We start from the raw sequence: 24,921 nt of genomic DNA, 5'->3' as shown, positions 1-24,921 counted from the left end.
AAAACATGAACCCCATACACCCATGCCAGAGTGTACAGAATCCATGTTTTTAAAGACACTTTTGTTCATTCTCCCAGGAGAATTTTTCATTAGAATTTAGCAACCGAGTTCTGAAAGGACCCCAATCCTTACAGCTGCTAATTACTGAATTGTATTACTCAGCTACAACTGCTTTGTCTGCGTTAACTTGCAGGTCGCTCAGATAAACGCCTGTTCCATCACCAATCGCATAGTTCATTACACGTTTGTTAACCGGTGCTACAACTGCACGATACAGTGTAGGGAATACAGGAACTTCGTCTACCATGTATTGCTGCCATTGATTGTAGATCTCTTTACGCTTGTCTACATCAAATGCTTCAGCAGAGATACCTTGTGCCAGCAATTTATCATTCTCTTCGCTAGAGAATCTGGAGAAGTTATACAGTGCATCACGGCCATACAGACCGGATGGATCTACGTCAATACCAACGCCCCATGCCGCTTGATATACATCAATGTTCGGATCATCTTTACCTGTGTTACCTACACGGTCATAGAAGCTGTTGAACTCAACCATTTCCAAGTTAACTTTCAGACCAATAGCTGCCCAAGATTGAACGTAGTAACGTGCCAATGGTTCAGCAGTGTCGCCACCAGTCATGGACACAAAGTTGATTTCCAGTGGTGTTCCATCTGGATTCGTACGGAATTCACCATCCAATTTGTAACCAGCTTCTTCAAGCAGTGCTTTCGCTGCTTCTGGATCATATGCTACACCCGGATTACTGGAATCATGGAATTCTGGGTGAGATGGTGGAATCAGAGTTGTTGCATTCCAGCGCAGGCCGTTGTAGAAACGTTTACCTACTTGGTCATTATCTACAGCCATCCACATTGCTTTACGCAAGTTTTTGTCGCCCATTTTTGCTTCAGCATTGCTTACAACTTTTCCGTTCTCTTCATCCCACGTACCCAGTTTGAAACCGATGTACGTATAAGCACGATCGATTGCGCCCAGGAATTCAACGTTGGAGAGGTTAGCATTATCTTTGTATTGATCTGTCGGGAATGCATCCACAAGGTCTACCCCGCCAGATTTCAGTTCTTGAACAACCGTTGTCGGGTTGATAACTTTCAGAGTCACACTATCCAATTTTGGAGCCCCACGCCAGTAGTCGTCGTTTTTAACAAAAGTTACGGACTCACCTGGAGTGATTACATCCACTTTAAATGGACCAAAACCAATTGGTTTTTCACGTACTTCTTTGGAAGAAGACATTTTCGCTACATCCATATCTCCGAAGATATGTTTAGCCAATGGATATGTCCATACGCCACCTGTCAGCAAGGACGGTGTGGATTCTTTATACGTAATGCTGATTTGTTTGTCGCTCAGCACTTTAATACCAGAGATTGTTTTTGCTGTTCCAGCATGATATTCATCCATACCTACTACACTAGTAAAGTTGGAGTCATAACGAGGGCCGTCATAACCCTTACTACCAATCACTTCATAAGCAAACTGCAGATCTTCAGCCGTTACCGGTTTGCCATCATGCCAGTTTACATTGTCACGAATGGTCAGTGTGAAAGTTTTTCCATCTTCGGAAGTCTCATATGTTGCAGCACCATCATTGGTGTACACATAGTCTTTATCCCAAGTCAGCAAACCTTCATCGAACCATTGAAGAACCTGTGCATCCGGGTTACCGGAATAGAAGTTAAAGTTCAGTGTACCTTCAAAAGCAGTATCCGATACAAGTCCGAATGTAATCGATCCACCTTCGATCGCAGTACCTTCATTCGTTTTAACATTGTTGAAGTCTTCAATGGAGTAAACGCCCTCTTCATTAGCAGGTTTTTCCTCTGTTTTTCCCTCTTCTGTGTTGGTAGCAGGAGCTGGAGTAGCTGCTTCTTTCTCAGAGCACGCTGCGAGCACCAATACAAAGACTAGCATCATCGTGAAAAATAGTCCCCGTGAAAATAATCCCTTTTTCATGAACCTTTCCTCCCTTTTTTTAACCTCTTCTTTGTCTTGCATCAGTCGCACGCTTTAAGGCTTGACCGACATTATTTATACTCAACATCAATACCAGGATCAGCACCGATGCGGGTAGCCATATCCACCATCTGGATTCCAGGGTTTGCGGATTACGTGCGTAACTTACGAGTGTTCCAAGACTAGGCGTACTTTCGGGAAAACCAAACCCGAGAAAAGACAGCCCGGATTCGAGGCCAATGTTGGCAGCGAGATTCAATGTCATCGTTACGATGATAATGGAGCTCAGATTCGGAAGAACCTGTGAGAAAATGATCTTAAGATGGGATGATCCCAAAGTTTTTGAAGCTTTTACATATTCAAGTTCTCTCTCCTGCAGTGCCTTAGACCGAATTAATCTAGCAATTCCCATCCATAGGAAGGCAGTCATGATTAGCGAGAACGAAACAATATTATATTTGGGTACTGCTGTAACAAACGCGATAACAATCATCATGAACGGAAGAATCATGAAAAAATCCACGATGCGCATGAATACATTGTCAATCAGTCCTCCGAAATAACCAGACAATATACCAATTACGATCCCCAGGAAACCTGTCATTACCGTAACTAGAATGGCAATGGATAACGAGTTCCGAGTTCCGATGATTAGTTGTCCAAATACATCACGACCTCCGTAATCTGTTCCTAACCAGTATTGTGCAGAAGGCGGCTCATATAAAGCGAATAGATCCACTTTAACAATTTCATCCTGATCCAGGATCAGAGCAGTTCCATAGACTATTAATAAAACCAGTCCCAAAAATATGAGCGAGATTAGTGCCACCTTATCTCGGACAAGCTCTCTCCATAAGATACTCAAGCTGGAGGGGCTTTTATCAATCTTCTGTGAAGTTACAACGACATCATTGGCCTTGCTCATCTTATTCACCCCGAAATCTTCAAGTTCTTACTTGATCCGTATACGCGGATCTACTAATCCCAGAATAATGTCAGATAACAGCGACCCCAGGATTGTAGCTATACCAAATAGCAGGACAAGTGCGGTTACAACACTGAAATCACGAAGAGAGATTGAGTTAAGGAACAGCTGTCCCATGCCTGGGTAACTGAATATACTCTCAATGAAAATAGTACCTCCGATAAGTCCTGTAATCTCATAACCGAAGAAAGCGGCAATCGGCAATAGAGAGTTCCTTAAAATATGCCTGTTGTAAACTCGTGATTCCGAAGCACCCTTGGCTCGCGCAGTAAGAACGAATTCTTTATGCTTGATATCGATAATTTCGCTACGTAAGTATTGAACGGTTGATACCGTAGTAATCAGTGCCATGGATAATGCCGGTAATAACAGATGATAGAATTTGCTTGCAATGTAACTGAATGTTCCCGGTGTAAGTCCAGGTGCCACGCTACCCCCCGTCGGGAATAAGCCAAAGTGGAATCCAAAGATCCATAACATAACCAGTGCAAAAATGAACAACGGTGCTGCGAAACCTAGATAGGTGTAACCCGTAATTAAACGGTCAGACCATGTATCATTGTAACGACCACTGATAATACCAAGTGGAATCGCGATTAAATATGTGAATACAAGTGTCGCAAATGCCAGCCAAAATGTATTTGCAATTCTTTGACCTATCAGATCAGAAACTGGCATCTTGAATCGGAAAGATTGTCCAAAGTCGCCTTGCGCGGCATTTCTAATCCAGTCCCAATACTGTACATACCATGGATTGTTAAGTCCAAGTCGCTCCCTCTGTTCATCTAAAGCTTTAGGATCAATGCTTGGATCGAGCAAGCCGGTTAGAGCATCTCCTGGCATCGCTTTGGCCATCAAAAATACCAAAAGACTTAATAAAAAGATTTGAGGGATCATAATCATGATTCTTCGTACTATTATTTTCCACATATGGCCTTCAACCTTTCTGAGGTAGAGCTACTCGGTGAGTATCGGAAATGGATTGGAGCGAGTATGCAAGCCCTTCCTCATCAAAGAAATTTCGGTATGAATGTTCATACTCGGATTTGACCTGTTGACGGAAGGCTACCATTTCCTCTCGTTTGGTTGGGTCCATATCCGGAATGGCTGCAATAAGACGTTTGGTATAGATGTGCTGCGGATTCTCAAAAATATCATCCGTTGTGCCCTGTTCTACATATCGACCTTTATACATAATTCCAATCTCATCACACATATGGCGGATAATGCCTAGATCGTGACTAATGAACAGGTAAGTCAGATTCAACTCTTTTTGAATTTCCTGCATGAAGTTGAGTACCTGAGCCTGTACCGATACATCCAACGCAGATACAGGTTCATCCGCGATAATCAGCTTCGGCTTTAATGCAATGGCCCGTGCAATGCCGATCCGTTGACGCTGTCCTCCTGAGAATTCATGTGGATACTTGTAGATTGATTCCGGACTCAAGCCAACCTTTTCAAGTAATTCTCTTACTTGTCTTTTCTCCTCGGTAGCTGTCAGACGCTCATAGTTACGAAACGGCTCAGCGATAATATCGATAACCCGCTTCTTGGGATTCAATGATGAATATGGATCTTGAAAGATCATTTGTACATCACGCTGAAGCTGCCTGTCTTTACGCCGTTCTGTAGCCAGGTTTTTCCCGTTAAATAGAATCTTTCCGTCAGTAACATGGTTTAGCCCAATAATAGCTCTGCCTGTTGTTGTTTTACCTGAACCGGATTCGCCAACCAAACCGTAGGTCTGTCCTTGTTCAATGGAGAAGCTAACATCATCAACAGCCTTTACACTGCCAATTTCCCGTTTGAGCAATCCACCGCGAATCGGAAAGTGTATCTTGAGTCCTTCTACTTCGAGTAATGCCATTATGTTATTCCTCCTCAGCTTGGTCAGGGAAATGAAAGTGCTGGTAACAGGTACACCGTACAAAGTGACCTGGTGCAATTTCATGCATCTGTGGGTTCTCTTCATGAGCCGAATCACTAATCCATGGAATTCGGGCTTTGAATCTGCACCCTTTGCGAGGAAGATTTTTAAGCGAAGGCACAATGCCTTGGATGACATGCAATTTGGATCCTTCTTCAGATAGGGTGGGAATAGAGTTCAACAGTGAACGTGTATACGGATGCTTCGCATCATTCATCAGTGTGAAGATATCTGCGATTTCAACAATTTCTCCTGCATACATAACTGCAACACGATCAGCCATCTCGGCTACAACACCCAGGTCATGTGTAATCAAAATAATGCCTGCGTTAATTTCGTTTTTCAGATCACGGATCAGCTCTAAAATCTGGAGTTGAATCGTAACGTCAAGCGCCGTCGTTGGTTCATCGGCTATGAGTAGTTCTGGCTTGTTGGCAATCGCGATGGCGATGACAATTCTCTGTCTCATACCACCAGATAATTCGTGGGGATACTGCTTGTATATTTGTTCGGGACGTGGAATCCCTACCTGATTCAATAAGTGAATAACCTTTTCTCTCTTCTCTTTGGAAGACAGCTTGGACTGATGAAGTGTGAGAATCTCTTCAATCTGTTCACCAATAATCATTAGAGGATTTAATGCGGACAATGGATCCTGAAAAATCATGCCCATTTCTTTGCCGCGTAGCTTGTTCAACTTGCTTGGGGAGATGTTGGCAATATCTTGTCCTTTATAGAGAATCTGGCCTTCAATTTTTGCTTTGTTATGCAAACCCATAAGAGAGAATGCAAAAGCACTTTTGCCTGATCCGGATTCACCTACAATCGCCAACACTTCATTTTTCTTCACCTTAAGGTTAACGTGATCCACTGCTGCGTAATAGTCATCTTCAATTCTGAATGATGTTGTTAGATTTCTGACTTCCAATAGCTCTGTATTCAAATCAATCACCCTAACCCCATAATTTCCGTAGATTGTATCCATGTGTAGAAGAATGCATCTAATGTATATTTCCAAGTTCTTGAAGATAACGAACAATAGCTTATAAAAAATACCAAATCTTTAGGAGAAACAAGTTTAAGAGACTTTTATTTAGACCATTGGTCAATTAATGTTGATAAATCCTAGCGGAATTATAACACAAAATAATTAATGTAATCATACGTGTAATTTTAGCTAACGTCAATGCTTATTTTGAGATTTTTGGTATAAATGTTTTTTATACCACAGATTTGGATATTAGTAATATTATAAAGGTATATGGCAAGGGATTTGAGAGGTCATACCATGCTTTTGGCTATGAGGTGTACATAATTAAAAGGTGATCTCAATATATACATTACATAATAGTTACATGATATGTATATGTATATGTTGTAATGAGTAGATATTCTTGATTTTATGTGAGGTAAATGTTATGTGTGTAAGTGTTAACTAATCTCGAACGATAGCTTAAACCTATTAAATCGGTGTCGTTAACCTTGCATTTGAAATAGTATGAACGTGCGAAGTATAAAATCTAGTTATTATAGTATAGTTTCATTTATTTGCTGATGTAAAGACCAAATTGTCATCTTTTATCATTTATTTTACAAAAGAAAGAAAAAAGCCCTGCAAAATGCAGAGCTTTTCTAATATTTATTCATATATGTGTATATTAAATACCTTTTTTATTCAGAATCTGGAGGTCTTTTACCTCGTTTTAACTCATTGATACTCAAACCAAAATCCATCTGTAAGTGAGGATAGTCCGGAAAGTTAGCCCAGTCGCCACCCCAAGTGAAACCCAACTCTTTCGCGAGATCCACGACTTCCATCCAGTCTGCTTTGCCATTGCCGTTATCATCCCGTTCCATATCCCACACCACATCACCCTCAGGCGTCCTCAATGCAAAATCAATAGCTAATCCATAGTTATGATATGATTCACCACCACGCGCATTAGTAACGATACTGCCTGCACTTGAGCGTCCTTGGTTAAATAGTGCATCTTGCTCCTCGGAACTTCGATAGCCGTGGGTTATAACGATCTCTATTCCACGTCTGGCTGCCTTACGTACCAATAACTCTTCATTCTCTGCCACTACAGGATGTAGACCTGTTATTGGTGTTGCATCTTGGATCGGTGTCCCGGGCCACATGTTATCTATATCACTTTTTTGCTGTAACCACACATATATGATGGAAAGTAAAAGAGTAGCTACAATCCAGGTTTTAAGACTTTTCCTTTTTCTCTGCTTCCCTCTACGCTTTGATGTATTCATATCCACTCCTGGTGTTTATTCTGAAATAAACTGCTACTCATGCTGCTTGAACGTTTTCAGTAGATTAGACTCTATTATAATTCATTTTAGCCTTGAATGCTTCTATCACCACAGTATTGAATTCTTCCATTTGTTAGAGTGGATCTGTTATTTCTGATACTTCTATCGATATATACAAAAAAGCAGCCGGCTATAAGCCGACTGCTTCGTATGCAAGCTGAGTAAAAACTACTCAGTTGTGTATGGCAATAATGCGATTTGACGGGAGCGTTTGATTGCAATCGTCAGCATGCGTTGATATTTAGCGCTAGTACCTGTTACACGGCGTGGCAAAATTTTTCCACGTTCGCTGATAAATTTACGAAGCAAGTCCGTATCTTTATAATCGATGTGAGTAATTTTGTTAGCTGTGAAGAAGCACACTTTACGACGTTTATTACGGCCGCCACGACGTGCCGGTCTTTTATCGTTGTCTCCGCCTTCTCTTTGCTTGAAGCCCATGCTTTTCAGTCCTTTCCTATCATGTAACTCATATCTCCTAAGAGTATCAGCTCATGTTAAAATGGCAAATCATCATCCGATATATCAATCGGTTTTCCGTCATCGGAAAAAGGATCCTGATTGTTGCTACGCGAATTATTGTTATTGTTCGCGCGTCCGCCGCCTCCATAAGAAGGCTCTTCACGCATTGGTTGCCCACCGCCGCCACCGCTATTATCACGGTTAGCTGACTCCAAGAAACGGACATTATCGGCAATAACTTCGGTCACGTATACACGTTTTCCTTCATTATTCTCATAGTTCCGTACTTGAATGCGTCCTTCGACTGCAGCCAGGCGTCCTTTGCGCAAATAGTTTGCACAGGTCTCGGCAAGCTGTCTCCAGGTTACGACCGGAATGAAATCGGCTTCCTTTTCTCCCCCTTGGCTTGTAAACGGTCTGTCCACTGCCAAAGTAAATTGCGTAACTGCTACTCCTGCTGGAGTGTAACGCAACTCAGGATCCCGGGTTAACCGTCCGATCAGAATGACACGGTTCAACAATGTAATCCCCTCCTTCAGAGCGTATTGGTGCGTTAATCACGAGTTGTCTTAAGCAGACTTAACGTCGTTGGTAATGAGATAACGAATTACTTCGTCAGAAATCTTCATGAGACGCTCAAGTTCAGTTACAACTGCTGGTTCAGCAGTGAAATGTACCAGAACATAAAAACCATCACGGAATTTCTTGATCTCATACGCAAGACGGCGTTTACCCATAACGTCGTGAGCTGTAACTTCACCACCGCCGTTGGAGATGATGCCTTGGAATTTATCGACTGTAGCTTGAACAACTTCTTGCTCAATGTCAGGACGAATAATGTACATCACTTCATATTTGCGCATAATTTTCACCTCCTTATGGACTCTGGCCCTCAATCCAGGTTGAGAGCAAGGAACGAGCACAAACTCGAACTATATTAATATAACAAATACCGAGTCAAAGTGCAAGCAAACGTTCCCTGTACATATTGGCACATGATCAGTCCGGCTATGGAGCACACTACAGAAGCAACAGAGTAACATAATCTGCAGAGGAGGTTTTATCATGGGTGAAAAAACCGAGTTTGAACCAGGAGACAAAGCACCAAACGATGGAGAGTACACGGAAGTCGGGGAAAAAAGCTTTGTTACTGAAATTCAGAATCCGAAGCGGGTAACGCTGCAAAAAGGCGAAGCTTTTCCCGAGACAAGCAATCATAATCGCAAGTGGAAGAAGCTGACCAAAGCCCGCGTCCACTAATCGCAATACCTTTTTTTATGATCCATGTATATAAAACGTAATAAAGCACATAATACAATCAGGCGGTGCACGAGAGAGGTGTGGTTCCGTTGGACAACGAAGCCGATCATTCGCTGTTGGAGATTCATCACGTAATTTAAGAAGCAAGTGGTTCTGTGTTGTAAGGCCCTTCGTCTGAAGCACGCATATTGCTACGTGCAGTATACCAAGTTTCTGATTGTTACGACCGATTGTTTCCTAACAAACAAATGCACCGCCGGATAAAGAGCCCTTCGGGGCTCTTTATTTTTCGTTTATCGTTTAGTCATATATAATCCATTATTAATACATGGGCAAAATAACGTTAAACAAAAAAAGACTTCCCTTGATGGGAAGCCTTCTTCATTGATCTTTTTATTGAACTCAATGTGCATTGAGTGAATTGTAAATGAAGTGGCGGAAAGGGTGGGATTCGAACCCACGCACGCTGTGACACGCCTAACTGATTTCGAGTCAGCCCCCTTGGGCCTCTTGGGTACCTTTCCGCAGCAATATTGATTATAGCATGATCATTTACAGAACGCAACACTCATACCCGGCCTGCATGTAAACGTTATTTTGAGTACCAAATGTCGATTGCTTTTAAGATCAGGATTCAGTGGAATCTTCCACTGAGCGCAGTACCTTCTTCATGTTTTTCTCAAATTTTGCTCTTGGAATCAATACACTATGTTTACATCCGACGCACTTAATCCGAATATCCATACCCATTCGAATGATCTCCATTTCATTACTGCCACAGGGATGCTGCTTCTTCATCTGCACGATATCCCCAAGCTGGAAACTTTTACGCTCCACCTGTGCCATCCCCCTCATCTTTCTCCAAAGCTACGGCCTGCTCCAATGCTGCTTGATTACTCATCTCATGATACTCCAGCGTTTTTTTCACATCGCCCTGAATCTGACGTTCCACCGAAGCACGAGAGTTAGGCATACATTCGGCCACAATTCGCACCACATACTCTGACGTAGACATCGACTGTATACCGAGTACATCCGGCACCTTCACAATATTTAGATCACGCTCTTCAATCCCAACCAAAGACTTCTTCACCAGGTGTACAGACTCATCGAGACTCAAGTCCGCCTTCATCGGAATATCCACTACAGCTAGCGAATTTGACATGGAGTAGTTCGTTACACTTGCAATCGCACCGTTCGGGATAATGTGTACCTCGCCTTGCCAGCTGACCAGTTTGGTAGTTCTAAGTCCGATCACCTCAACCGTTCCCTTGTAGGTTCCCGTCTGAATAACATCCCCCACAGCGAATTGATCCTCCAATATAATGAAGAAACCCGTAATAACATCCTTGACCAAACCCTGTGCACCGAAACCAATGGCAAGCCCGAGAACACCAGCACTCGCGAGTAACGGCCCAACTTGGATATTGATCTCAGATAACAGTAGCAGAATCATAATAAAATTACATGTTATGGAGGTCGCATTTTTCAGCAGTTCCCCTACCGTTACGAATCTGCGCGGATTCACGCGAATTTTGCCTTCCTGCTTGCGTTCCATGGAACGATCTATAATTCGATATACTACCTTAATGACAATACGGGTGATGATGAAAATAATGATGATCCGAATTGAGCTGAACATAATGTTAAGCCACATATCGGGATCTGCGATTTTGTTCCAGACTTTATCCGTCCAACGCAGGGCTTCACCGACGGCGGTTGCGGTACCACTAGTTATATTCCCTTGAGCAAATTGAAATGGCAACATCCATCATGCCTCCTCTACATCGGTATGTTATCATAGCTGTCTTCTGTTTTGAAATAGAGGCCTCGGATCTCTACGAACTCGTTACGAATGATCTTTTGTACTCGCTCCAGATCCTCTTTTGGAAACTGGATACATAACGCACAACCTGCTGTAATTTCTTTTGGCGTAGGGAATAAATCGATCTCTATCTCGGCAAACTCCAGTAGCATTTCAGCACGCAGTGCCTGCTGGGTTGAATCAAATGCAATCAGCATCCAATCGTTAATCCATTCGTCCATGTCCGGCTCCTTTCGCCATACGTCCAACCCTAGAGAAAAAGCTTGTCCTCGTGAAGTATAAAACGCTCTACCTTTCCATATACTGTTACTACTATTCCAAGGGAAAGGATAGATCCTATGAATCCTACTTCGCGTTCCTTTTCATCACAAGACATGACCAGTTTGAAAATCCCCCATACCGATCCAGGTATTCACTCAGCCATTACCCATCGTTTAATGTTCCATCTCTATAAAGCCCATTCTCTGCAAAATGTAGTGATCGTCTGCATCGGCACAGATCGCTCAACAGGCGACTGTCTTGGTCCTCTGGTCGGATCAGCCCTTTCCAAGTGGGACAGCCCTTTATTCCATTTGTATGGTACCTTGGATGAACCTGTCCATGCCATGAACCTTCAGGATACGCTCCACAACATACAGAAAACACACCATAACCCTTATGTGATTGGCATCGACGCCTGTCTTGGGCAGTCATCCAGTGTAGGATGCATTCAAGTCGTGAATGGTCCACTCAAACCAGGTGCGGGGGTAAATAAAGAATTACCGCCGGTCGGCGATATCCATCTGACAGGTATCGTTAACGTCGGCGGCTTTATGGAATACTTTGTTCTACAGAACACGCGGCTCAGTCTCGTTATGCGCATGTCCGAGATTATATCCAGCAGTCTATACTCGGCCATCCGGGAATGGCATACACGTTCTACTCTGCTTGCTGTGCCAGAGTAATAGCTTCCTTTTCCTCTGGGGACAGAGTGTACGCGGACTCTCCCCCTTTAAGAGGTTTTGCATATACATAAGAACCGTCGCGGTTATATATCCCCGTAAGAATCATGCCATCCTGGCTATCGTTAATCATGGCCATCGAGAAGCTCAGATCACTGCCATGCTCTCCATAAGCATTGTATCTTTTCACGCCAACTTTACCTTGAATGCGGGTAAGCTTTTGCATGACAACTTGCAGCTGATTCGTTTGCAGTTTGTGTTCATCCTCAATGCTGTCCATCTGAATTTTCAGATTAATGAGTAATGATTCCAGATCCTCTACTCCACTGCCAGCCATCATGGCTTCATATTTACGTTTAAACTTTCGTAACTTTGCCCCCTGAGCAATACTCACAATCAGCAAGATCACCGTAAGTAATGCCATTCCGCCAATAATCCATAACAGCTGTTCCAGAATCAGCTCGTTTAATTCAGCCATGTAATTGCAACTACCCCTCTATATTTTTGATCAGATTAACGTCTGTCTGTAATATTATCATTCATTATAAATCAACCCGATATGCATAAGATTAATCATGCAGCTCTGTGCCAAATGTGTTCATAATTCCGACTCTAATCTAGTCTTAGTCTGCCCGTGTCAACTCCAACACTGCCTTAACGAGCGTATCCACATGTTCTCTAGTTGAATTGTATCCCACACTTGCTCTTACCGCTCCTGTAGCGGTTGTACCCGCAGATTCATGTGCAAGCGGTGTGCAATGAAAACCGGAGCGAACCGCAATTCCATAATTCCGATCTAATCGGAATGCGAGTTGTGCCGAATCATACCCTTCCACAGTAAAGGATACTAATCCGGTACGTGGCTGTCCAATCTCTGGACCGAGCATTCGAATGCCCTTAACGGACGACAGCCCTTCCATCATAAGTTGAGTCAATTCCCACTCATGCTGATAGATGACCGCTGGTGTCATCTCAAGTACATGCTTCACACCTGCATTCAGCCCTGCGATTCCGACTGTATTCGGCGTCCCCGCTTCATACCGATCAGGACGCACCTTTGGCTGCTCCAAAGCTTCTGACTGACTTCCTGTTCCTCCATGAAGTAAAGGCTCTATATCGAGCTCAGGAGCAATGTACAAGCCCCCTGTACCCTGAGGTCCAAGCAGCCCCTTATGACCTGGAAAAGCCAACATATCAATGCCCAATTGTTGTACATTCACAGGCATAACCCCAGCACTCTGAGCCGCATCTACCAACAAGATCGCACGATGTTTACGACACAGGAGTGAAATTTCTCCAATAGGAAGAATACTGCCAAGCAGATTGGAACTATGTGCACACACCACTAATCTGGTATTGGAACGAAACATACGTTCCATTTGCATTAGATCAATGGCTCCCGCAGCATTAACAGGTACATAATCAATCTCCACATTTCGGAGTCTGCGCATATACTCTAGTGGTCGTCTGACTGAATTATGTTCCGCCATGGTGGCAATCACATGGTCGCCCTCTCTAAGCGAGCCTTGAATAGCTAGATTCAGTGCTTCTGTCGTATTTGATCCTAATGCAATATCATTCGCATTCTTGATTCCAAAGATATCGGATATAGATCTTCTGGCCTCGAACAATACACGACTTGCCTGAACAGCCATACGGTGACTTCCTCTGCCAGGATTAGCTCCGGCAATCTCCAGTGCACTCAGCATCGCATCACCGACAGCAGGTGGTTTGGGCCAAGATGTTGCTGCATGATCTAGATAGATAACTCCCTCCACCTTACAACCACCTCTGTCCCATTAATTAATTATTCGCCTGCACATATTGCACATATAACCCTGCAAACAAAGAATGACATATCGTTTCTCCATGGTACAGAGGCGATATGTCATGACATGAGTAAGCCCCGCATGTTGTTAATGAATCATCGATCCGACTATTATTGCAACAATTCCAATAGCCGTTCCAGATCCTGTTGACTGTAGTAGTTGAGCTCAATTTTACCTTTATCTTTGTTGTGCTTGATTTTCACTGTTGTCTTGAAACGTTCACGCAGCGATTCCTCTAACGTATCAATGAATGGATCTTTCTTCTTCAACTTCGATTTGGCTTTGGCCTCACCCGTCTTGGAACGATCCAGTTGTTGAACAGCTTCCTCCAACTCACGCACACTCCATTGCTGATCAATGGTTTGTTTGGCAAGTTGCTTCACCATAACTTCGTCTTTAACACCCACGATCGCACGTGCATGTCCCATTGATAATGTTCCACGTGAAACATGATCCTTTACTTCTTCTGGTAATGATAACAGACGCAAGAAGTTAGCAATGTGAGAGCGTGATTTACCGACTTTTACAGACAACTCTTCCTGAGTCAACGCGAATTGGTCCATTAACCCCTGATAAGCAACTGCAACTTCCATGGCATTCAGATTCTCCCGTTGCAGGTTCTCAATCAACGCAATCTCCATTACCTGCTGATCACTAAAATTGCGGACTACAGCGGGTACGGTGGCATTACCACAATATTGCGAAGCTCTAAACCGACGTTCTCCGGCAATAATCTCATACCCTCGTAATACAGGACGAACAATAATAGGTTGTATGACACCATGCTGACGGATAGACTCAGCCAGTTCATGTATTGCGCCCTCATCAAAGACCTTACGTGGTTGATAGGGGTTAGCCCGCAGTTGACTAATCGGGATTTCTACGACTTTATCATCGTCATTAATTGAAAGCGAAGGAATGAGGGCATCAAGACCTTTTCCAAGCCGCTTACTCATAAGAAATCACTTCCTTTGCGAGCTCTAAATATACTTCCGCCCCTCTTGAGCGAGGGTCATACGTGATAATCGATTGACCATGAGATGGTGCTTCGCTAAGTCGTACGTTGCGCGGAATAATCGTTTGATATACTTTTTGTTGAAAATACTTTTTCACTTCTTCAATAACCTGTATCCCTAGATTGGTCCGTGCATCAAACATCGTCAGCAATACCCCTTCAATCTGTAGGGATGTATTCAGATGTTTTTGTACCAAACGAACCGTATTAAGCAGCTGGCTTAATCCTTCAAGTGCGTAATACTCACACTGAATCGGAATGATCACCGAATCGGAAGCGGTCAACGAATTGATCGTCAACATACCGAGGGATGGTGGGCAATCGATCAGTATGTAATCATAGTTTTTTTTCACCATGGCGAGTGATTTTTTCAGGCGAACTTCCCGTGATATCGTGGACACCAATTCGATCTCGGCTCCGGCAAGTTGAATCGTTGCAGGTATGATATGAAGGCCTTCAATCTGAGTCTCCACAATTGCTTCTTGAGGAGGAACCTCATTTATAATGACATCATATATGCAATTAGCCACATCTGCTTTATTGATTCCGACTCCGCTGGTTGTATTCCCCTGAGGGTCAATATCGACAAGCAATACTCTTTTCCCGAGTGAAGCCAGTCCTGCACCCAAGTTAACAGATGTCGTCGTTTTCCCCACACCGCCCTTTTGATTTGCTACGGCCATAATCTTAGACAATTACTTCACCTCAAATAAAATAGGAGTCTTTTCTTGTAGGTTGTGAGATATTGTTAACAAAAAGCAGGCGGCTATCGTCCACACAAACAACAACTACCATTTCCTCAATATACCGTTCTTTGAAAATTTCAAGCCAGACTTGCTTTATAGACATAAAAAGCGGCTCATTGCCGCCATAAGCTTCAATTATTTGCGTTTGGGAATATGAATAACGATCTCGTAATGATCCTCATGGTCGGCTTCTTTTGTTTTGATGTCCAGACCAGAGCCAGTTACCATATCAATGGATTGGCGAATTGTATTAAGTGCAAGTCTTACGTCCTTGGTAAAGGAAACACGTTTGGATTTTTTAATCTTGGAAGATTCCTTGTAGAAAGCAACACGCGCCTCTGTCTGTTTCACATTCAATTCTTTTTCAATAATCTCACCGAGCAACTTCATCTGTAGTTCTTCCGTATCGAGAGAAAGTAATGCTCTTGCATGCCGTTCAGAAATTTTTCGTTCCATTAATGCGGCCTTAATGCCTTCCGGGAGTTGTAACAACCGAATTTTGTTGGCGATGGTTGACTGGCTTTTGCCGAGTCGTTGTGCAAGACTTTCCTGTGTCAGTTGATGCAAGTCAATCAGTTTCTGATAGGCCACGGCTTCTTCTATCGAAGTCAATCCTTCACGTTGCAAGTTCTCAATCAGTGCAATGGATGCGGCCTGAGAATCGTTGAATTCACGCACAATGGCTGGAATCGTATCCAGACCCAGTTTTCGAACTGCACGCCAGCGACGTTCCCCGGCAATAATCTCATATGATCCATTTCGCACGCGAACGACAATAGGCTGAATTACGCCATGTGTTTTAATCGTCTGCAACAACTCATCAATTTTATCATCATCAAAAATAGTACGGGGTTGATATGGGCTGCTCACAATTTCATTAACCGGAATCTGTTTGATCTCATCTCCGTTATTGCGCTCCGCCAAACCAAACAACTTCGAAAATTGTTCTTTCATTCCGCAGATTACCACCTAGTTTCGTAATAGCTCCCACAGTCTTTGCAGGTGCTTCTTATTCAATAAGCGACCCTTCACATGCATCGTTCTTGGAATAAGTTTTGCCTTTCATAACGCTTCCCGTCATGCAACATTGAACGCATATCCATCTATCTATACATATACTCTATGATCACTGTAACCCAGGATCGGATACTTCTATTCTATCATCTTTTCTATCATAATCCTATGCTTACCTATTCTTTAAACTCTGCTTATTTTCCTGCTTTTTCTTTGTGAATATTGGGAATATGACGACTTGTACACATATAATTCTTGAAAATGTTTATGAGTTACTGCGCGTTGGAATCGATCATTACACATATTTAAAAAGATATGTAATAGGAAGTATCTGTGATGTTGAGCCAGTCCTCCATTTTAGGAGACAAAAAAAGAAGATGTTTCACGTGAAACATCCTCTTTATCCATGTCTAAAATTCTATTCAGTTCGTTTTGACTTACTTCAGAATCAACACGCAACTATACCAGCGGAGTCTTCATTGGAGTGCCTGGTTTGCGTGGATACTTATATGGTGTCTTATCAAATTTCTGAATCAAGATGATATGACGCTCTGATTCTTCAACCGGTAGCTGAAATGGATGAACGGCTTTTACCCGTCCTTTCAGCTGATTGAAGCTGAACTCCGCTTCCTTCATTTCTTCACGCGGGTCTCCGCCCTTCATGGCAGCGAATATTCCACTTTTACGAACAAAAGGAAGACAGAATTCATTAAGCACAGCCAGCTTGGCTACTGCACGTGCCGTAACGAGATCATAACTGTCACGATACCCTTCTTTGCGTCCAATCTCTTCAGCACGTCCATGGACCAACTCCACGTCTGTCAGGCCAAGGATATCTACCACATGCTGTAGGAAGCCAATCCGTTTATTTAATGAATCAATGATCGTCAGCTTAATGTGCGGGAAACAGATTTTCAGGGGTAACCCAGGAAAACCCGCTCCAGATCCAATGTCAGCAAGCTTATTCACTTTGGTCATGTCTGTATAAAAGGCCAGCGATACCGAATCATAGAAATGCTTGGTATACACTTGCTCCCGATCCGTGATACCGGTCAGATTCATCTTTTCATTCCAGGATACCAGTTCCTGATAATACAGTTCGAATTGCTCCAATTGGAGTTCTCCCAGCTCTAATCCATGTTTCTTTAAGCGCCGCTGCAGTTGCTGTTGAATATCGTCCATTATTGTCCCCTTGCTGCGGTTACACGGTTATAATGCTCCAGGTAGACCAGCAGAATGGAGATGTCGGCAGGAGTAACTCCAGCAATACGAGAAGCCTGACCAATCGAGATTGGACGAATCGTAGCGAGCTTCTGCTTGGCTTCCATAGCCAGACCATGAATCTCATCATATACGATAGTGTCCGGAATTTTCTTTTTCTCCATCTTTTGCAAACGTTCCACGTGGATCAATTGTTTCTCAATATAACCCGCATATTTAATTTGTATTTCGACTTGTTCTTTCATATCTGCTGTCAGTTCTACCTCAGATGGTGAAAGCTGTTCAATCAGTTCATACCCCAGCTCTGGGCGACGAAGCAAGGTAAGCAACGTACTTCCATCCTGAATAGGTGTAGATCCGTACTCTTCCAATTTCGCGTTCACTTCAACCGGGCGAGCTTTAGCCACTTTCAGACGCGCGACTTCCTGCTCGACTTTCGCCTTTTTATCCAGGAATTTCGCATAACGATCTTCAGGAATCAGTCCAATGTCATGTCCGATTTCCGTCAAACGCATATCTGCATTATCATGGCGAAGCAACAGACGATACTCGGCACGTGAAGTCAACAGACGATAAGGTTCATTCGTACCCTTTGTTACCAGATCATCAATTAGCACGCCAATATAACCTTGGGAACGATCAAGCACAATCGGCTCTTTGTCTTGTACTTTGCGCGCTGCATTAATGCCGGCCATAACGCCTTGTCCAGCCGCTTCTTCATAACCGGAAGTACCGTTAATCTGACCGGCTGTGAACAGACCTGGCAGACGTTTGGTTTCAAGGGATGGCCACAATTGTGTAGGCACCATCGCATCGTATTCAATCGCATAACCGTTACGCATCATTTCTACTTTTTCCATACCTGGAATCGAACGCAGAACCGCAAGCTGAACGTCTTCTGGCAGACTCGTAGATAGCCCCTGCACATAATACTCCGATGTATTTTTGCCTTCCGGCTCCAGGAAAATCTGATGTTTCGGTTTGTCGCTAAACCGAACAATTTTATCCTCGATAGATGGACAGTAACGCGGTCCAGTCCCTTCAATCACACCGGAAAACATCGGTGCACGATGCAGATTATCATTAATAATCTGATGTGTTTCCACAGATGTATACGTCAACCAGCAAGGCAGTTGCTCATTATTAGAAGATTCTGTTTCATAGGAAAAGAACTTCGGCTCATCATCGCCAGGCTGAATTTCGGTTTTACTAAAATCAATCGTATCCTTGTGTACACGTGGTGGTGTACCTGTTTTGAAACGAACCAGATCGAAGCCCAGTTCACGCAAATGCTCTGACAATTTAAGAGATGGCTGTTGATTGTTCGGTCCACTCTCATACATCAACTCACCCATAATTACTTTACCGCGCAAGTAAGTGCCTGTCGTCAGAACGACTGCTTTGGCCCGATACTCAGTTCCGGTCTGAGTCACGACTCCTACACACTTTCCATCTTCAACGATCAGTCGATCAACCATACCCTGACGCATGGTCAGATTACGTTCATTCTCCATCGTTTCCTTCATCTTATGCTGGTAGGAGAATTTATCCGCCTGAGCACGAAGCGCGTGAACAGCAGGCCCTTTACCCGTGTTAAGCATCCGCATCTGAATAAAGGTCTTATCGATATTCCGTCCCATTTCTCCACCAAGTGCATCAATCTCACGCACAACATGTCCTTTGGCCGGTCCCCCAATGGATGGGTTACAAGGCATAAAGGCTACCATATCGAGATTGATCGTAATCATCAGTGTTTTGGACCCCATACGGGCTGCGGCCAGCGCGGATTCCACACCAGCATGTCCTGCACCAACGACGATAACATCATAACTGCCGCCATCAAAAGCCATTCCTGTTTACCTCCTTATAATGAAAACGAAATACTTCTAACCGTTCATCGGAACTTGCATTCCTATCTATATGAAACCAACACGTAATGGCTACAATATCATTCCATCCTTTGACAACAGGCAGAAATTGTACCTCTCCATCATACACTACGATTTAAGTCAATCGGCAGTATATTATTTTTACTTTCCTAGGCAGAACTGGGAGAAAATCTGATCAATTAATGCATCATGTGCTGTATCTCCAACAATCTCACCCAAATGCTCCCACGCCAAACGAACATCAATCTGAATCATATCGATTGGAATGAACTGTTCTGCCGCTTCATAGGCATCCACCAGGGACTGCTTCGCTTTTTTGAGCAAAGCAATATGACGCACATTACTGACATAAGTCAGGTCTGCGGACTCCAGCTTACCACTGAAGAATAGCGTAGAGATGGCATCTTCCAGTCGATCTACACCCAGATCATCTTTCACCGACATCGGTACAAGCCGCTCTTCCGGAATGTAACGAAGCAGCACGTCACGTTCTACCTGTGGCGTTAAGTCCATTTTATTCATAATGATTATCGATTGTCTACCGCGGATTTGTTCCAATAATTCAATCTCATCGGGATGAAGTGGCTCCGCAGCATTCACAACCATTAAGATCAGATCGGCTTCACTTACCGCAGAGCGAGAGCGTTCTACCCCGATCTTCTCTACGACGTCCATCGTTTCCCGGATTCCTGCCGTATCCAGCAACTTCAGCGGAATATTATTAATCGTAATGAATTCCTCGATCACGTCACGAGTTGTTCCTGGAATGTCCGTCACGATAGCTCGATTGTCTTGCGCAAGTGTATTCATTAATGAGGATTTCCCTACGTTAGGTCGTCCAACGATAGCCGTCGTGATACCTTCTCGCAGGATCTTTCCTTGCTCTGCTGTAGTCAGCAATTTATCAATTTCAGTCATAACCTGACTGGACTTTTCTTTAATAAAATCAGAAGTTAACGACTCCACATCATGCTCTGGATAATCGATATTCACTTCAATATGAGCCAGTGTTTCCACCAGAGTATATCGTAGATCGCGCAGTTTGGAAGACAGTTTGCCTTCAACCTGTTTCAGTGCAACCGAGAAAGCCCGGTCCGATTTGGAACGAATAAGATCCATGACACCTTCAGCCTGAGACAGGTCAATCCGCCCATTAAGGAAAGCACGCTTCGTGAACTCGCCGGGTTCAGCCAGACGAATATCGAGCTGCAATAGCAGGTCCATGACCCGTTTTACGGACACCACACCACCATGTGCACTGATCTCCACCACATCTTCTGTTGTGAACGACCGAGGTGCTCGCATAACTGTAACCAGCACTTCCTCGATCTTCTCGCCGCTCGCCGGATCTATGATATGACCATAATGAACCGTATGAGATGCTGCTTGAGTTAAAGGCGTTTTACTGCGAAAAATCTTTTCCGTCTCCGACACTGCTTCCGGGCCGCTGACCCGGATCACGGCGATACCCGCCTCTCCGACAGCCGTTGATATCGCTGTGATCGTATCACTGATCATGGTTATCTCTCCTTGCTCTATTTTAAAATTGCCGCCCCTCAGGGGACGCCATATTCATTTTCAAATCTATTAATGATATATCATATGACATGCCACTTATCTTATTAAGTTTCACTGTTTACCTGTGTTACGTACCTGCTCAAATTGCTTCTGTACGAAAAAAGCAATGGCTTCTGCACCGGGCAGGAAGCCATTGCGTCTTCAATTTCGTGTTATTTCGTGGTAATAACCACACGCCGATTAGGCTCTTCGCCCTTACTTAACGTCTTAATCTGCGGGTGATTCTGCAGTTTTGCATGGATGACTTTTCGTTCTAGCGGAGGCATTGGCTCCAATACAACTTCCTTGCCGGTACGGATAGCTTGTCCAGCCAACCGTTCAGCCAGATCCTCCAGCGTCTTCCGCCGACGTTGACGGAAATTCTCCGCGTCGAGCACAATTCGAACGAAGCTTTCCGAGTATCGGTTCGCTACAATGTTCGTTAGATACTGAAGCGCATCCAGCGTCTGTCCACGTCTGCCAATAATCATGCCCAGGTCTTCACCGGCAATATTGAAGATATGTCCGTCACGCTGTTTTTTGATATGCACTTCCACATCCAGTCCCATACCTGCTGCGACCTCTTTCAAGAAAGCAGCCGCTTCTTCATAGGGATTTTTAGCTGCAACACCCTCAAGTAATGCATCTACTTCAGGTAGGTGTGCGGCTGGCTTGATCGGCTGTTGAACAACTTCGGGTACAGGCAATAGTTTTACTTCAACTTTGGCCGCCTTCACCCCGATCAAACCCAGGAATCCTTTTGACGGCTGCTCTAACACTTGTATCTCGACCTCGTCCCGACTTACGCCAAGCTCGGTCAATCCTTGGTTTACAGCATCTTCAACGGTTTTTCCTGACGTAATGACTTTGGTCATTTCGATTTTTTGGCCCCTTTCGACCCTTTTCCAGAGACGGTCGCTTTGCCACCGTTTTTGCGTTTAGCTCCATTTTTGGAAGAGCTGTTCTGCTTCACGTTGACTTCAGCCACGATTTTATCATTATTCCGGTAAAGGAAATAGTTTTGCACGATCGTGTAGATGTTACTGTAGAACCAGTACAGCGGAAGTGCTGACGGGAACTGATAAGACATTACGAAGATCAAAATCGGGTATACCCATAGCATAAACTGCATCGGACCCACTTGCTGTGCAGGGTTCATACGCATCATCATCCATGTTTGAATGAATGTTGTGATCGCAGCCAGCACTGGCAAAATAAACAGGTGATCCGGTTCCCCGAGCTGGAGCCACAAGAAATCATGTGTTCTCAGACTGGAGTTTCCGTAAATTGAGTTATAAAGTGCGATGTAAATCGGCATCTGAATCAGAAGTGGTAGACAACCCGCCATCGGATTAACTTTGTTCTCCTGAAACAACTTCATTGTTTCTTGCTGAACTTTCTCAGGTGTATCTTTAAACTTGGCTTGAATCTCCTTCAGCTGCGGCTGAATGGCCTGCATAGCTTTGGAGCTACGGACCTGTTTCATTGTTAGTGGTAAAATTAATGTCCGTACAATAAGCACCATCACGAGGACGGCCAGTCCATATTCACCTTTGAACCAGTTAGCGAATGTATCCAGCGCCAGTGAGAACCAGTACACAACATTGGCTTGCCAAAAAGAATCACTATTCTTCAGATCTTCCGTAGTAACCCCGGCTCCTTGTGGAGTACATCCGGCGAGTACAGTGACCATTGCAATGACTGCAATGAGGAGAATCCACTTCCCCTTTGATGTCTTCAATCGCGACACTTCATAACCCCTCTCTTAACCATTCCATTCCACCGTAAATCATACCATAATTAGGAGGACAAATAAACCGAAGCTTACCGCTTGCTCGACTTCAAAAGTGAGCCCTTGCGCATCGCATGGAGCAGGCTTTTTTCCATCTCCTTATAGGGCATGTCCAGTGCACCTTTTCTGACGATAAAAATCAGATCCATCTGCGTGACAATCTCATGCTCATGATGACGAACAATTTCCTTAATCATGCGTCTCATCCGGTTGCGTACGACAGCGTTTCCGATTTTCTTGCTGCATGATACGCCGACCCGGAATTGTTCCGTATCTTTACGGCGGCAGCCATACACCACGAATTGATGATTGGCAAACGATTTCCCATACCGGTATACGCGGCTAAAGTCCGCCCGGTTTCGTAGACGCAGTCTTTTATACACGGCGCTTCTCCTTGCTGTTCTCCACCATTGTTATTGACGGAGGCCTCATTACTGATTTAGTATAGGCTTTCTTGAATAACGGTAAACCGTCTTAACGAGAACTTCATTTGGGATGATTGCAGATTGGCTACTTTAACCGAACCAACATTCATCCTTATATAAGGTAAGTTTTCGAAAATGGAAAACTCACTCGACATACATAGATGTGTATTCAGCACTTTTCCGCAGACCATTCAGACCTGATCTGTACCAGCATCCAGTCTGAAATGATCCAAATTAAGAAAAAAAAGACCACCTCGGTGGTCTTCAATGCATTAAGCACTCAGGTTTTTACGGCCTTTAAGGCGACGTGCGGCCAAAATTTTACGGCCGTTGCTCGTGCTCATTCTTTTCCGGAAACCATGAACTTTTTTACGTTTGCTAACGTTCGGTTTGAATGTAGGTCTCAATGTATTGCACCTCCTCACAAGGAAATACTTATGTGATGAATCACTTTCATCTTCACAGAAAACACCTTTATATATTTAACCATGATCACCTGGAAAAGTCAACTGCAAGGCTCAAGGCTTCTCCCTCTTTTATATACACTCTCCATCCCACTAGAAATGATAACCATAGTCCGTTCACTTGATTACCATTAACAAGCCCCGAAGAGCGTCATGAAAAGTTATCCCCAGACCCTGATCAGACCACGATATTGCATCCTTTACAGTTATCCACACCCTCCAATACCCGCTATCTCCTTTATTATATTCTGTTTAAAGTTATTCACATGTGGATAATGATTATAGGTCACCAATATCGTTAATTCTAATCAGGTTGTATCCGCTTCAATTAAGGTTTACAAGCTTTTGAGAAAGGTGTAGGATAAAAATCACATCTTGTATACAAGTAGTCCTTTGAAAAAAACATTAGCCGTTATCTTGCAGACTACAGACTATGGATTGAGCTGAAATATCCAGTCCGCAGAGTAGGTATGCTATGATCAGTAATGAACTGATTACTTATTAATAGGAGCGTTAGCCATATGCTATTTCCTTCTTCCTGGCTTCAAGGGGCTTCCCGTGGTGAAGCTATTGCCTGCGAATTAAGGCTACGGATCATTAGCGGTACCCTTCGTCCCGGAGAGATTTTGTCGGAAAATCGAATTGCGGCTGATTTTGACAGCAGTCGGTCACCTGTCCGTGAAGCGTTAAGAACATTGTCGAATGAAGGCCTTATTCGGCTTGAACGTATGGGTGTCGTTGTCCTGGGACTGCGAATCAAGGATGTCGAAGAATTGTATGATGTCCGTTTCCTGATTGAAAGTTTTGTTCAGCAGCGGCTCGCTGGTGATGTTCCAGAGTCATTAATCACCCAGTTGCGCAACGTGATCGACAAAATGCAACTCGCTGGAAGGCATCAGGACGCTGTCGAATTCGCCTACCAGGATCTCGTTTTCCACGAGACCATTATTGAAGCAGCCCAGCATTCCCGTATTTCACATCTATGGAAGAGTATTCGATATGTTGTGATGACCGTTATGCTGCTCACGACGCGAAGAGTATTTGTTCAAGGTGAGCAGAAAGTAAGCGCTGTAATTGAAAAGCACCGTTTGCTGGTTGAAGCACTCGAATCCGGTGACAAAATACTCATTCAGGCTGGAGTCCGCACATATTTCCAAGATTCCGGTAAAACCCTGCACGAAAGCTTTGATTCCTAAAAGGAGCAAAGCGTTTGCAATCATATCTTCTGTGAATGATTGCGGCTTAACTTGTCGACAAGTA

At 43.8% G+C, this 24,921-nt stretch carries 27 protein-coding genes and 1 tRNA gene; 3 read left to right on the top strand and 25 right to left on the bottom strand.

The features are described 5' to 3' along the window. Positions 1-154: 154 nt before the first annotated feature. From PAHA3_RS20315 to rpsF, 9 genes are all read right to left on the bottom strand, one after another. Positions 155-1,981, bottom strand: a complete 1,827-nt coding sequence (locus tag PAHA3_RS20315) for an oligopeptide ABC transporter substrate-binding protein (protein ID WP_062836534.1) — start codon at positions 1,979-1,981, stop codon at positions 155-157. Between the two features lie 19 nt (positions 1,982-2,000). Further along, positions 2,001-2,906: an ABC transporter permease gene (locus PAHA3_RS20310; protein WP_062836533.1), complete on the bottom strand. Its 906-nt coding sequence runs from the start codon at positions 2,904-2,906 to the stop codon at positions 2,001-2,003. Between the two features lie 27 nt (positions 2,907-2,933). After that, entirely contained in the window at positions 2,934-3,896 is a 963-nt protein-coding gene (gene opp4B / locus PAHA3_RS20305; RefSeq protein ID WP_062836532.1) for an oligopeptide ABC transporter permease, read from the bottom strand. Positions 3,897-3,903: 7 nt separating this feature from the next. Next, on the bottom strand, positions 3,904-4,836 hold the full coding sequence (locus PAHA3_RS20300; RefSeq protein WP_062836531.1) for an ABC transporter ATP-binding protein: 933 nt from the start codon (positions 4,834-4,836) through the stop codon (positions 3,904-3,906). A 4-nt stretch (positions 4,837-4,840) separates the two neighbouring features. Further along, the gene (locus PAHA3_RS20295; protein ID WP_062837069.1) at positions 4,841-5,839 is read right to left on the bottom strand and encodes an ABC transporter ATP-binding protein; all 999 of its coding nucleotides are present in this window, start codon (positions 5,837-5,839) and stop codon (positions 4,841-4,843) included. Between the two features lie 728 nt (positions 5,840-6,567). Then, positions 6,568-7,161 (bottom strand): M15 family metallopeptidase, encoded by a 594-nt coding sequence (locus tag PAHA3_RS20290; protein ID WP_062836530.1) that lies wholly within the window; start codon positions 7,159-7,161, stop codon positions 6,568-6,570. A 228-nt stretch (positions 7,162-7,389) separates the two neighbouring features. After that, positions 7,390-7,662, bottom strand: coding sequence for a 30S ribosomal protein S18 (rpsR, locus tag PAHA3_RS20285; protein WP_017691433.1), 273 nt, complete (start codon positions 7,660-7,662; stop codon positions 7,390-7,392). A gap of 56 nt (positions 7,663-7,718) precedes the next feature. After that, positions 7,719-8,204 carry a single-stranded DNA-binding protein gene (gene ssb, locus PAHA3_RS20280; protein ID WP_017691432.1) on the bottom strand — a complete coding sequence of 162 codons (486 nt, stop codon included), beginning with the start codon at positions 8,202-8,204 and terminating at the stop codon, positions 7,719-7,721. Between the two features lie 48 nt (positions 8,205-8,252). Continuing rightward, complete coding sequence (gene rpsF / locus PAHA3_RS20275; RefSeq protein WP_036611944.1) at positions 8,253-8,546, bottom strand: 30S ribosomal protein S6; 294 nt, start codon at positions 8,544-8,546, stop codon at positions 8,253-8,255. A 202-nt stretch (positions 8,547-8,748) separates the two neighbouring features. Between rpsF and PAHA3_RS20270 the strand changes: the two genes are divergently transcribed. Then, positions 8,749-8,943 (top strand): YjzC family protein, encoded by a 195-nt coding sequence (locus tag PAHA3_RS20270; protein ID WP_036671877.1) that lies wholly within the window; start codon positions 8,749-8,751, stop codon positions 8,941-8,943. Between the two features lie 433 nt (positions 8,944-9,376). Here PAHA3_RS20270 and PAHA3_RS20265 read toward each other — a convergent pair. The 4 genes from PAHA3_RS20265 to PAHA3_RS20250 all read right to left on the bottom strand — a co-directional run bounded on the left by PAHA3_RS20265 (position 9,377) and on the right by PAHA3_RS20250 (position 10,989). Next, positions 9,377-9,467 (bottom strand) — tRNA-Ser (locus PAHA3_RS20265). A 103-nt stretch (positions 9,468-9,570) separates the two neighbouring features. Continuing rightward, entirely contained in the window at positions 9,571-9,780 is a 210-nt protein-coding gene (locus PAHA3_RS20260) for a DUF951 domain-containing protein (protein ID WP_062836529.1), read from the bottom strand. Then, positions 9,770-10,711, bottom strand: a complete 942-nt coding sequence (locus PAHA3_RS20255) for a mechanosensitive ion channel family protein (protein WP_062836528.1) — start codon at positions 10,709-10,711, stop codon at positions 9,770-9,772. The genes PAHA3_RS20260 and PAHA3_RS20255 overlap by 11 nt, the downstream gene beginning before the upstream one ends. Before the next feature lie 14 nt (positions 10,712-10,725). Further along, a complete protein-coding gene (locus PAHA3_RS20250; RefSeq protein ID WP_017691427.1) occupies positions 10,726-10,989 on the bottom strand; it encodes a DUF3343 domain-containing protein in 264 nt (87 codons plus the stop codon). A 117-nt stretch (positions 10,990-11,106) separates the two neighbouring features. Between PAHA3_RS20250 and yyaC the strand changes: the two genes are divergently transcribed. Continuing rightward, complete coding sequence (yyaC, locus tag PAHA3_RS20245; protein ID WP_036611957.1) at positions 11,107-11,712, top strand: spore protease YyaC; 606 nt, start codon at positions 11,107-11,109, stop codon at positions 11,710-11,712. Here the strand turns inward: yyaC and PAHA3_RS20240 are convergent. From PAHA3_RS20240 to rpmH, 12 genes are all read right to left on the bottom strand, one after another. Beyond that, complete coding sequence (locus PAHA3_RS20240; protein WP_062836527.1) at positions 11,687-12,187, bottom strand: DUF4446 family protein; 501 nt, start codon at positions 12,185-12,187, stop codon at positions 11,687-11,689. The genes yyaC and PAHA3_RS20240 overlap by 26 nt on opposite strands. Positions 12,188-12,332: 145 nt before the next feature. Beyond that, the gene (locus PAHA3_RS20235; protein ID WP_062836526.1) at positions 12,333-13,487 is read right to left on the bottom strand and encodes an aminotransferase class V-fold PLP-dependent enzyme; all 1,155 of its coding nucleotides are present in this window, start codon (positions 13,485-13,487) and stop codon (positions 12,333-12,335) included. A gap of 161 nt (positions 13,488-13,648) precedes the next feature. After that, entirely contained in the window at positions 13,649-14,494 is an 846-nt protein-coding gene (locus tag PAHA3_RS20230; RefSeq protein ID WP_062836525.1) for a ParB/RepB/Spo0J family partition protein, read from the bottom strand. Then, on the bottom strand, positions 14,487-15,248 hold the full coding sequence (locus PAHA3_RS20225; RefSeq protein ID WP_024629525.1) for a ParA family protein: 762 nt from the start codon (positions 15,246-15,248) through the stop codon (positions 14,487-14,489). The genes PAHA3_RS20230 and PAHA3_RS20225 overlap by 8 nt, the downstream gene beginning before the upstream one ends. 186 nt (positions 15,249-15,434) lie before the next feature. Continuing rightward, positions 15,435-16,253: a nucleoid occlusion protein gene (gene noc / locus PAHA3_RS20220; protein WP_062836524.1), complete on the bottom strand. Its 819-nt coding sequence runs from the start codon at positions 16,251-16,253 to the stop codon at positions 15,435-15,437. A gap of 519 nt (positions 16,254-16,772) precedes the next feature. Beyond that, a complete protein-coding gene (rsmG, locus tag PAHA3_RS20215) occupies positions 16,773-17,495 on the bottom strand; it encodes a 16S rRNA (guanine(527)-N(7))-methyltransferase RsmG (RefSeq protein WP_062836523.1) in 723 nt (240 codons plus the stop codon). Continuing rightward, positions 17,495-19,384: a tRNA uridine-5-carboxymethylaminomethyl(34) synthesis enzyme MnmG gene (mnmG, locus tag PAHA3_RS20210; RefSeq protein ID WP_062836522.1), complete on the bottom strand. Its 1,890-nt coding sequence runs from the start codon at positions 19,382-19,384 to the stop codon at positions 17,495-17,497. The genes rsmG and mnmG overlap by 1 nt, the downstream gene beginning before the upstream one ends. Before the next feature lie 180 nt (positions 19,385-19,564). Next, a complete protein-coding gene (mnmE, locus tag PAHA3_RS20205; protein ID WP_062836521.1) occupies positions 19,565-20,941 on the bottom strand; it encodes a tRNA uridine-5-carboxymethylaminomethyl(34) synthesis GTPase MnmE in 1,377 nt (458 codons plus the stop codon). Positions 20,942-21,153: 212 nt separating this feature from the next. Continuing rightward, positions 21,154-21,855 (bottom strand): RNA-binding cell elongation regulator Jag/EloR, encoded by a 702-nt coding sequence (gene jag / locus PAHA3_RS20200; RefSeq protein WP_062836520.1) that lies wholly within the window; start codon positions 21,853-21,855, stop codon positions 21,154-21,156. Continuing rightward, positions 21,852-22,730 carry a YidC/Oxa1 family membrane protein insertase gene (locus PAHA3_RS20195; protein ID WP_062836519.1) on the bottom strand — a complete coding sequence of 293 codons (879 nt, stop codon included), beginning with the start codon at positions 22,728-22,730 and terminating at the stop codon, positions 21,852-21,854. Before PAHA3_RS20195 ends, jag begins: the two co-directional genes overlap by 4 nt. 74 nt (positions 22,731-22,804) lie before the next feature. Beyond that, positions 22,805-23,155 carry a ribonuclease P protein component gene (rnpA, locus tag PAHA3_RS20190; RefSeq protein ID WP_036611981.1) on the bottom strand — a complete coding sequence of 117 codons (351 nt, stop codon included), beginning with the start codon at positions 23,153-23,155 and terminating at the stop codon, positions 22,805-22,807. 314 nt (positions 23,156-23,469) lie between these two features. Then, entirely contained in the window at positions 23,470-23,604 is a 135-nt protein-coding gene (gene rpmH / locus PAHA3_RS20185; RefSeq protein ID WP_017691413.1) for a 50S ribosomal protein L34, read from the bottom strand. A 578-nt stretch (positions 23,605-24,182) separates the two neighbouring features. Between rpmH and PAHA3_RS20180 the strand changes: the two genes are divergently transcribed. Then, the gene (locus tag PAHA3_RS20180) at positions 24,183-24,857 is read left to right on the top strand and encodes a GntR family transcriptional regulator (protein WP_062836518.1); all 675 of its coding nucleotides are present in this window, start codon (positions 24,183-24,185) and stop codon (positions 24,855-24,857) included. The last annotated feature ends 64 nt before the right edge of the window (positions 24,858-24,921 follow it).

The sequence above is a fragment of the Paenibacillus amylolyticus genome, assembly GCF_001570725.1.
In the GTDB taxonomy this organism is placed as follows: domain Bacteria; phylum Bacillota; class Bacilli; order Paenibacillales; family Paenibacillaceae; genus Paenibacillus; species Paenibacillus amylolyticus_A.
The sequence above is the reverse complement of the archived record's forward strand: the minus strand, read 5'-3'. Positions and strand labels throughout refer to the sequence as shown.

Bases quoted from the DNA above. Each gene is read 5' to 3' on its own strand.
- PAHA3_RS20180 (WP_062836518.1), top strand. From the start codon at position 24,183: ATGCTATTTCCTTCTTCCTGGCTTCAAGGGGCTTCCCGTGGTGAAGCT.
- yyaC (WP_036611957.1), top strand. From the start codon at position 11,107: ATGAATCCTACTTCGCGTTCCTTTTCATCACAAGACATGACCAGTTTG.
- rpsF (WP_036611944.1), bottom strand. From the start codon at position 8,546: ATGCGCAAATATGAAGTGATGTACATTATTCGTCCTGACATTGAGCAA.
- PAHA3_RS20315 (WP_062836534.1), bottom strand. From the start codon at position 1,981: ATGAAAAAGGGATTATTTTCACGGGGACTATTTTTCACGATGATGCTA.
- PAHA3_RS20310 (WP_062836533.1), bottom strand. From the start codon at position 2,906: ATGAGCAAGGCCAATGATGTCGTTGTAACTTCACAGAAGATTGATAAA.
- PAHA3_RS20230 (WP_062836525.1), bottom strand. From the start codon at position 14,494: ATGAGTAAGCGGCTTGGAAAAGGTCTTGATGCCCTCATTCCTTCGCTT.
- mnmE (WP_062836521.1), bottom strand. From the start codon at position 20,941: ATGATCAGTGATACGATCACAGCGATATCAACGGCTGTCGGAGAGGCG.
- rpsR (WP_017691433.1), bottom strand. From the start codon at position 7,662: ATGGGCTTCAAGCAAAGAGAAGGCGGAGACAACGATAAAAGACCGGCA.
- PAHA3_RS20255 (WP_062836528.1), bottom strand. From the start codon at position 10,711: ATGTTGCCATTTCAATTTGCTCAAGGGAATATAACTAGTGGTACCGCA.
- opp4B (WP_062836532.1), bottom strand. From the start codon at position 3,896: ATGTGGAAAATAATAGTACGAAGAATCATGATTATGATCCCTCAAATC.
- mnmG (WP_062836522.1), bottom strand. From the start codon at position 19,384: ATGGCTTTTGATGGCGGCAGTTATGATGTTATCGTCGTTGGTGCAGGA.
- noc (WP_062836524.1), bottom strand. From the start codon at position 16,253: ATGAAAGAACAATTTTCGAAGTTGTTTGGTTTGGCGGAGCGCAATAAC.
- PAHA3_RS20270 (WP_036671877.1), top strand. From the start codon at position 8,749: ATGGGTGAAAAAACCGAGTTTGAACCAGGAGACAAAGCACCAAACGAT.
- PAHA3_RS20300 (WP_062836531.1), bottom strand. From the start codon at position 4,836: ATGGCATTACTCGAAGTAGAAGGACTCAAGATACACTTTCCGATTCGC.
- jag (WP_062836520.1), bottom strand. From the start codon at position 21,855: ATGACCAAAGTCATTACGTCAGGAAAAACCGTTGAAGATGCTGTAAAC.
- rsmG (WP_062836523.1), bottom strand. From the start codon at position 17,495: ATGGACGATATTCAACAGCAACTGCAGCGGCGCTTAAAGAAACATGGA.
- PAHA3_RS20290 (WP_062836530.1), bottom strand. From the start codon at position 7,161: ATGAATACATCAAAGCGTAGAGGGAAGCAGAGAAAAAGGAAAAGTCTT.
- PAHA3_RS20240 (WP_062836527.1), bottom strand. From the start codon at position 12,187: ATGGCTGAATTAAACGAGCTGATTCTGGAACAGCTGTTATGGATTATT.
- PAHA3_RS20250 (WP_017691427.1), bottom strand. From the start codon at position 10,989: ATGGACGAATGGATTAACGATTGGATGCTGATTGCATTTGATTCAACC.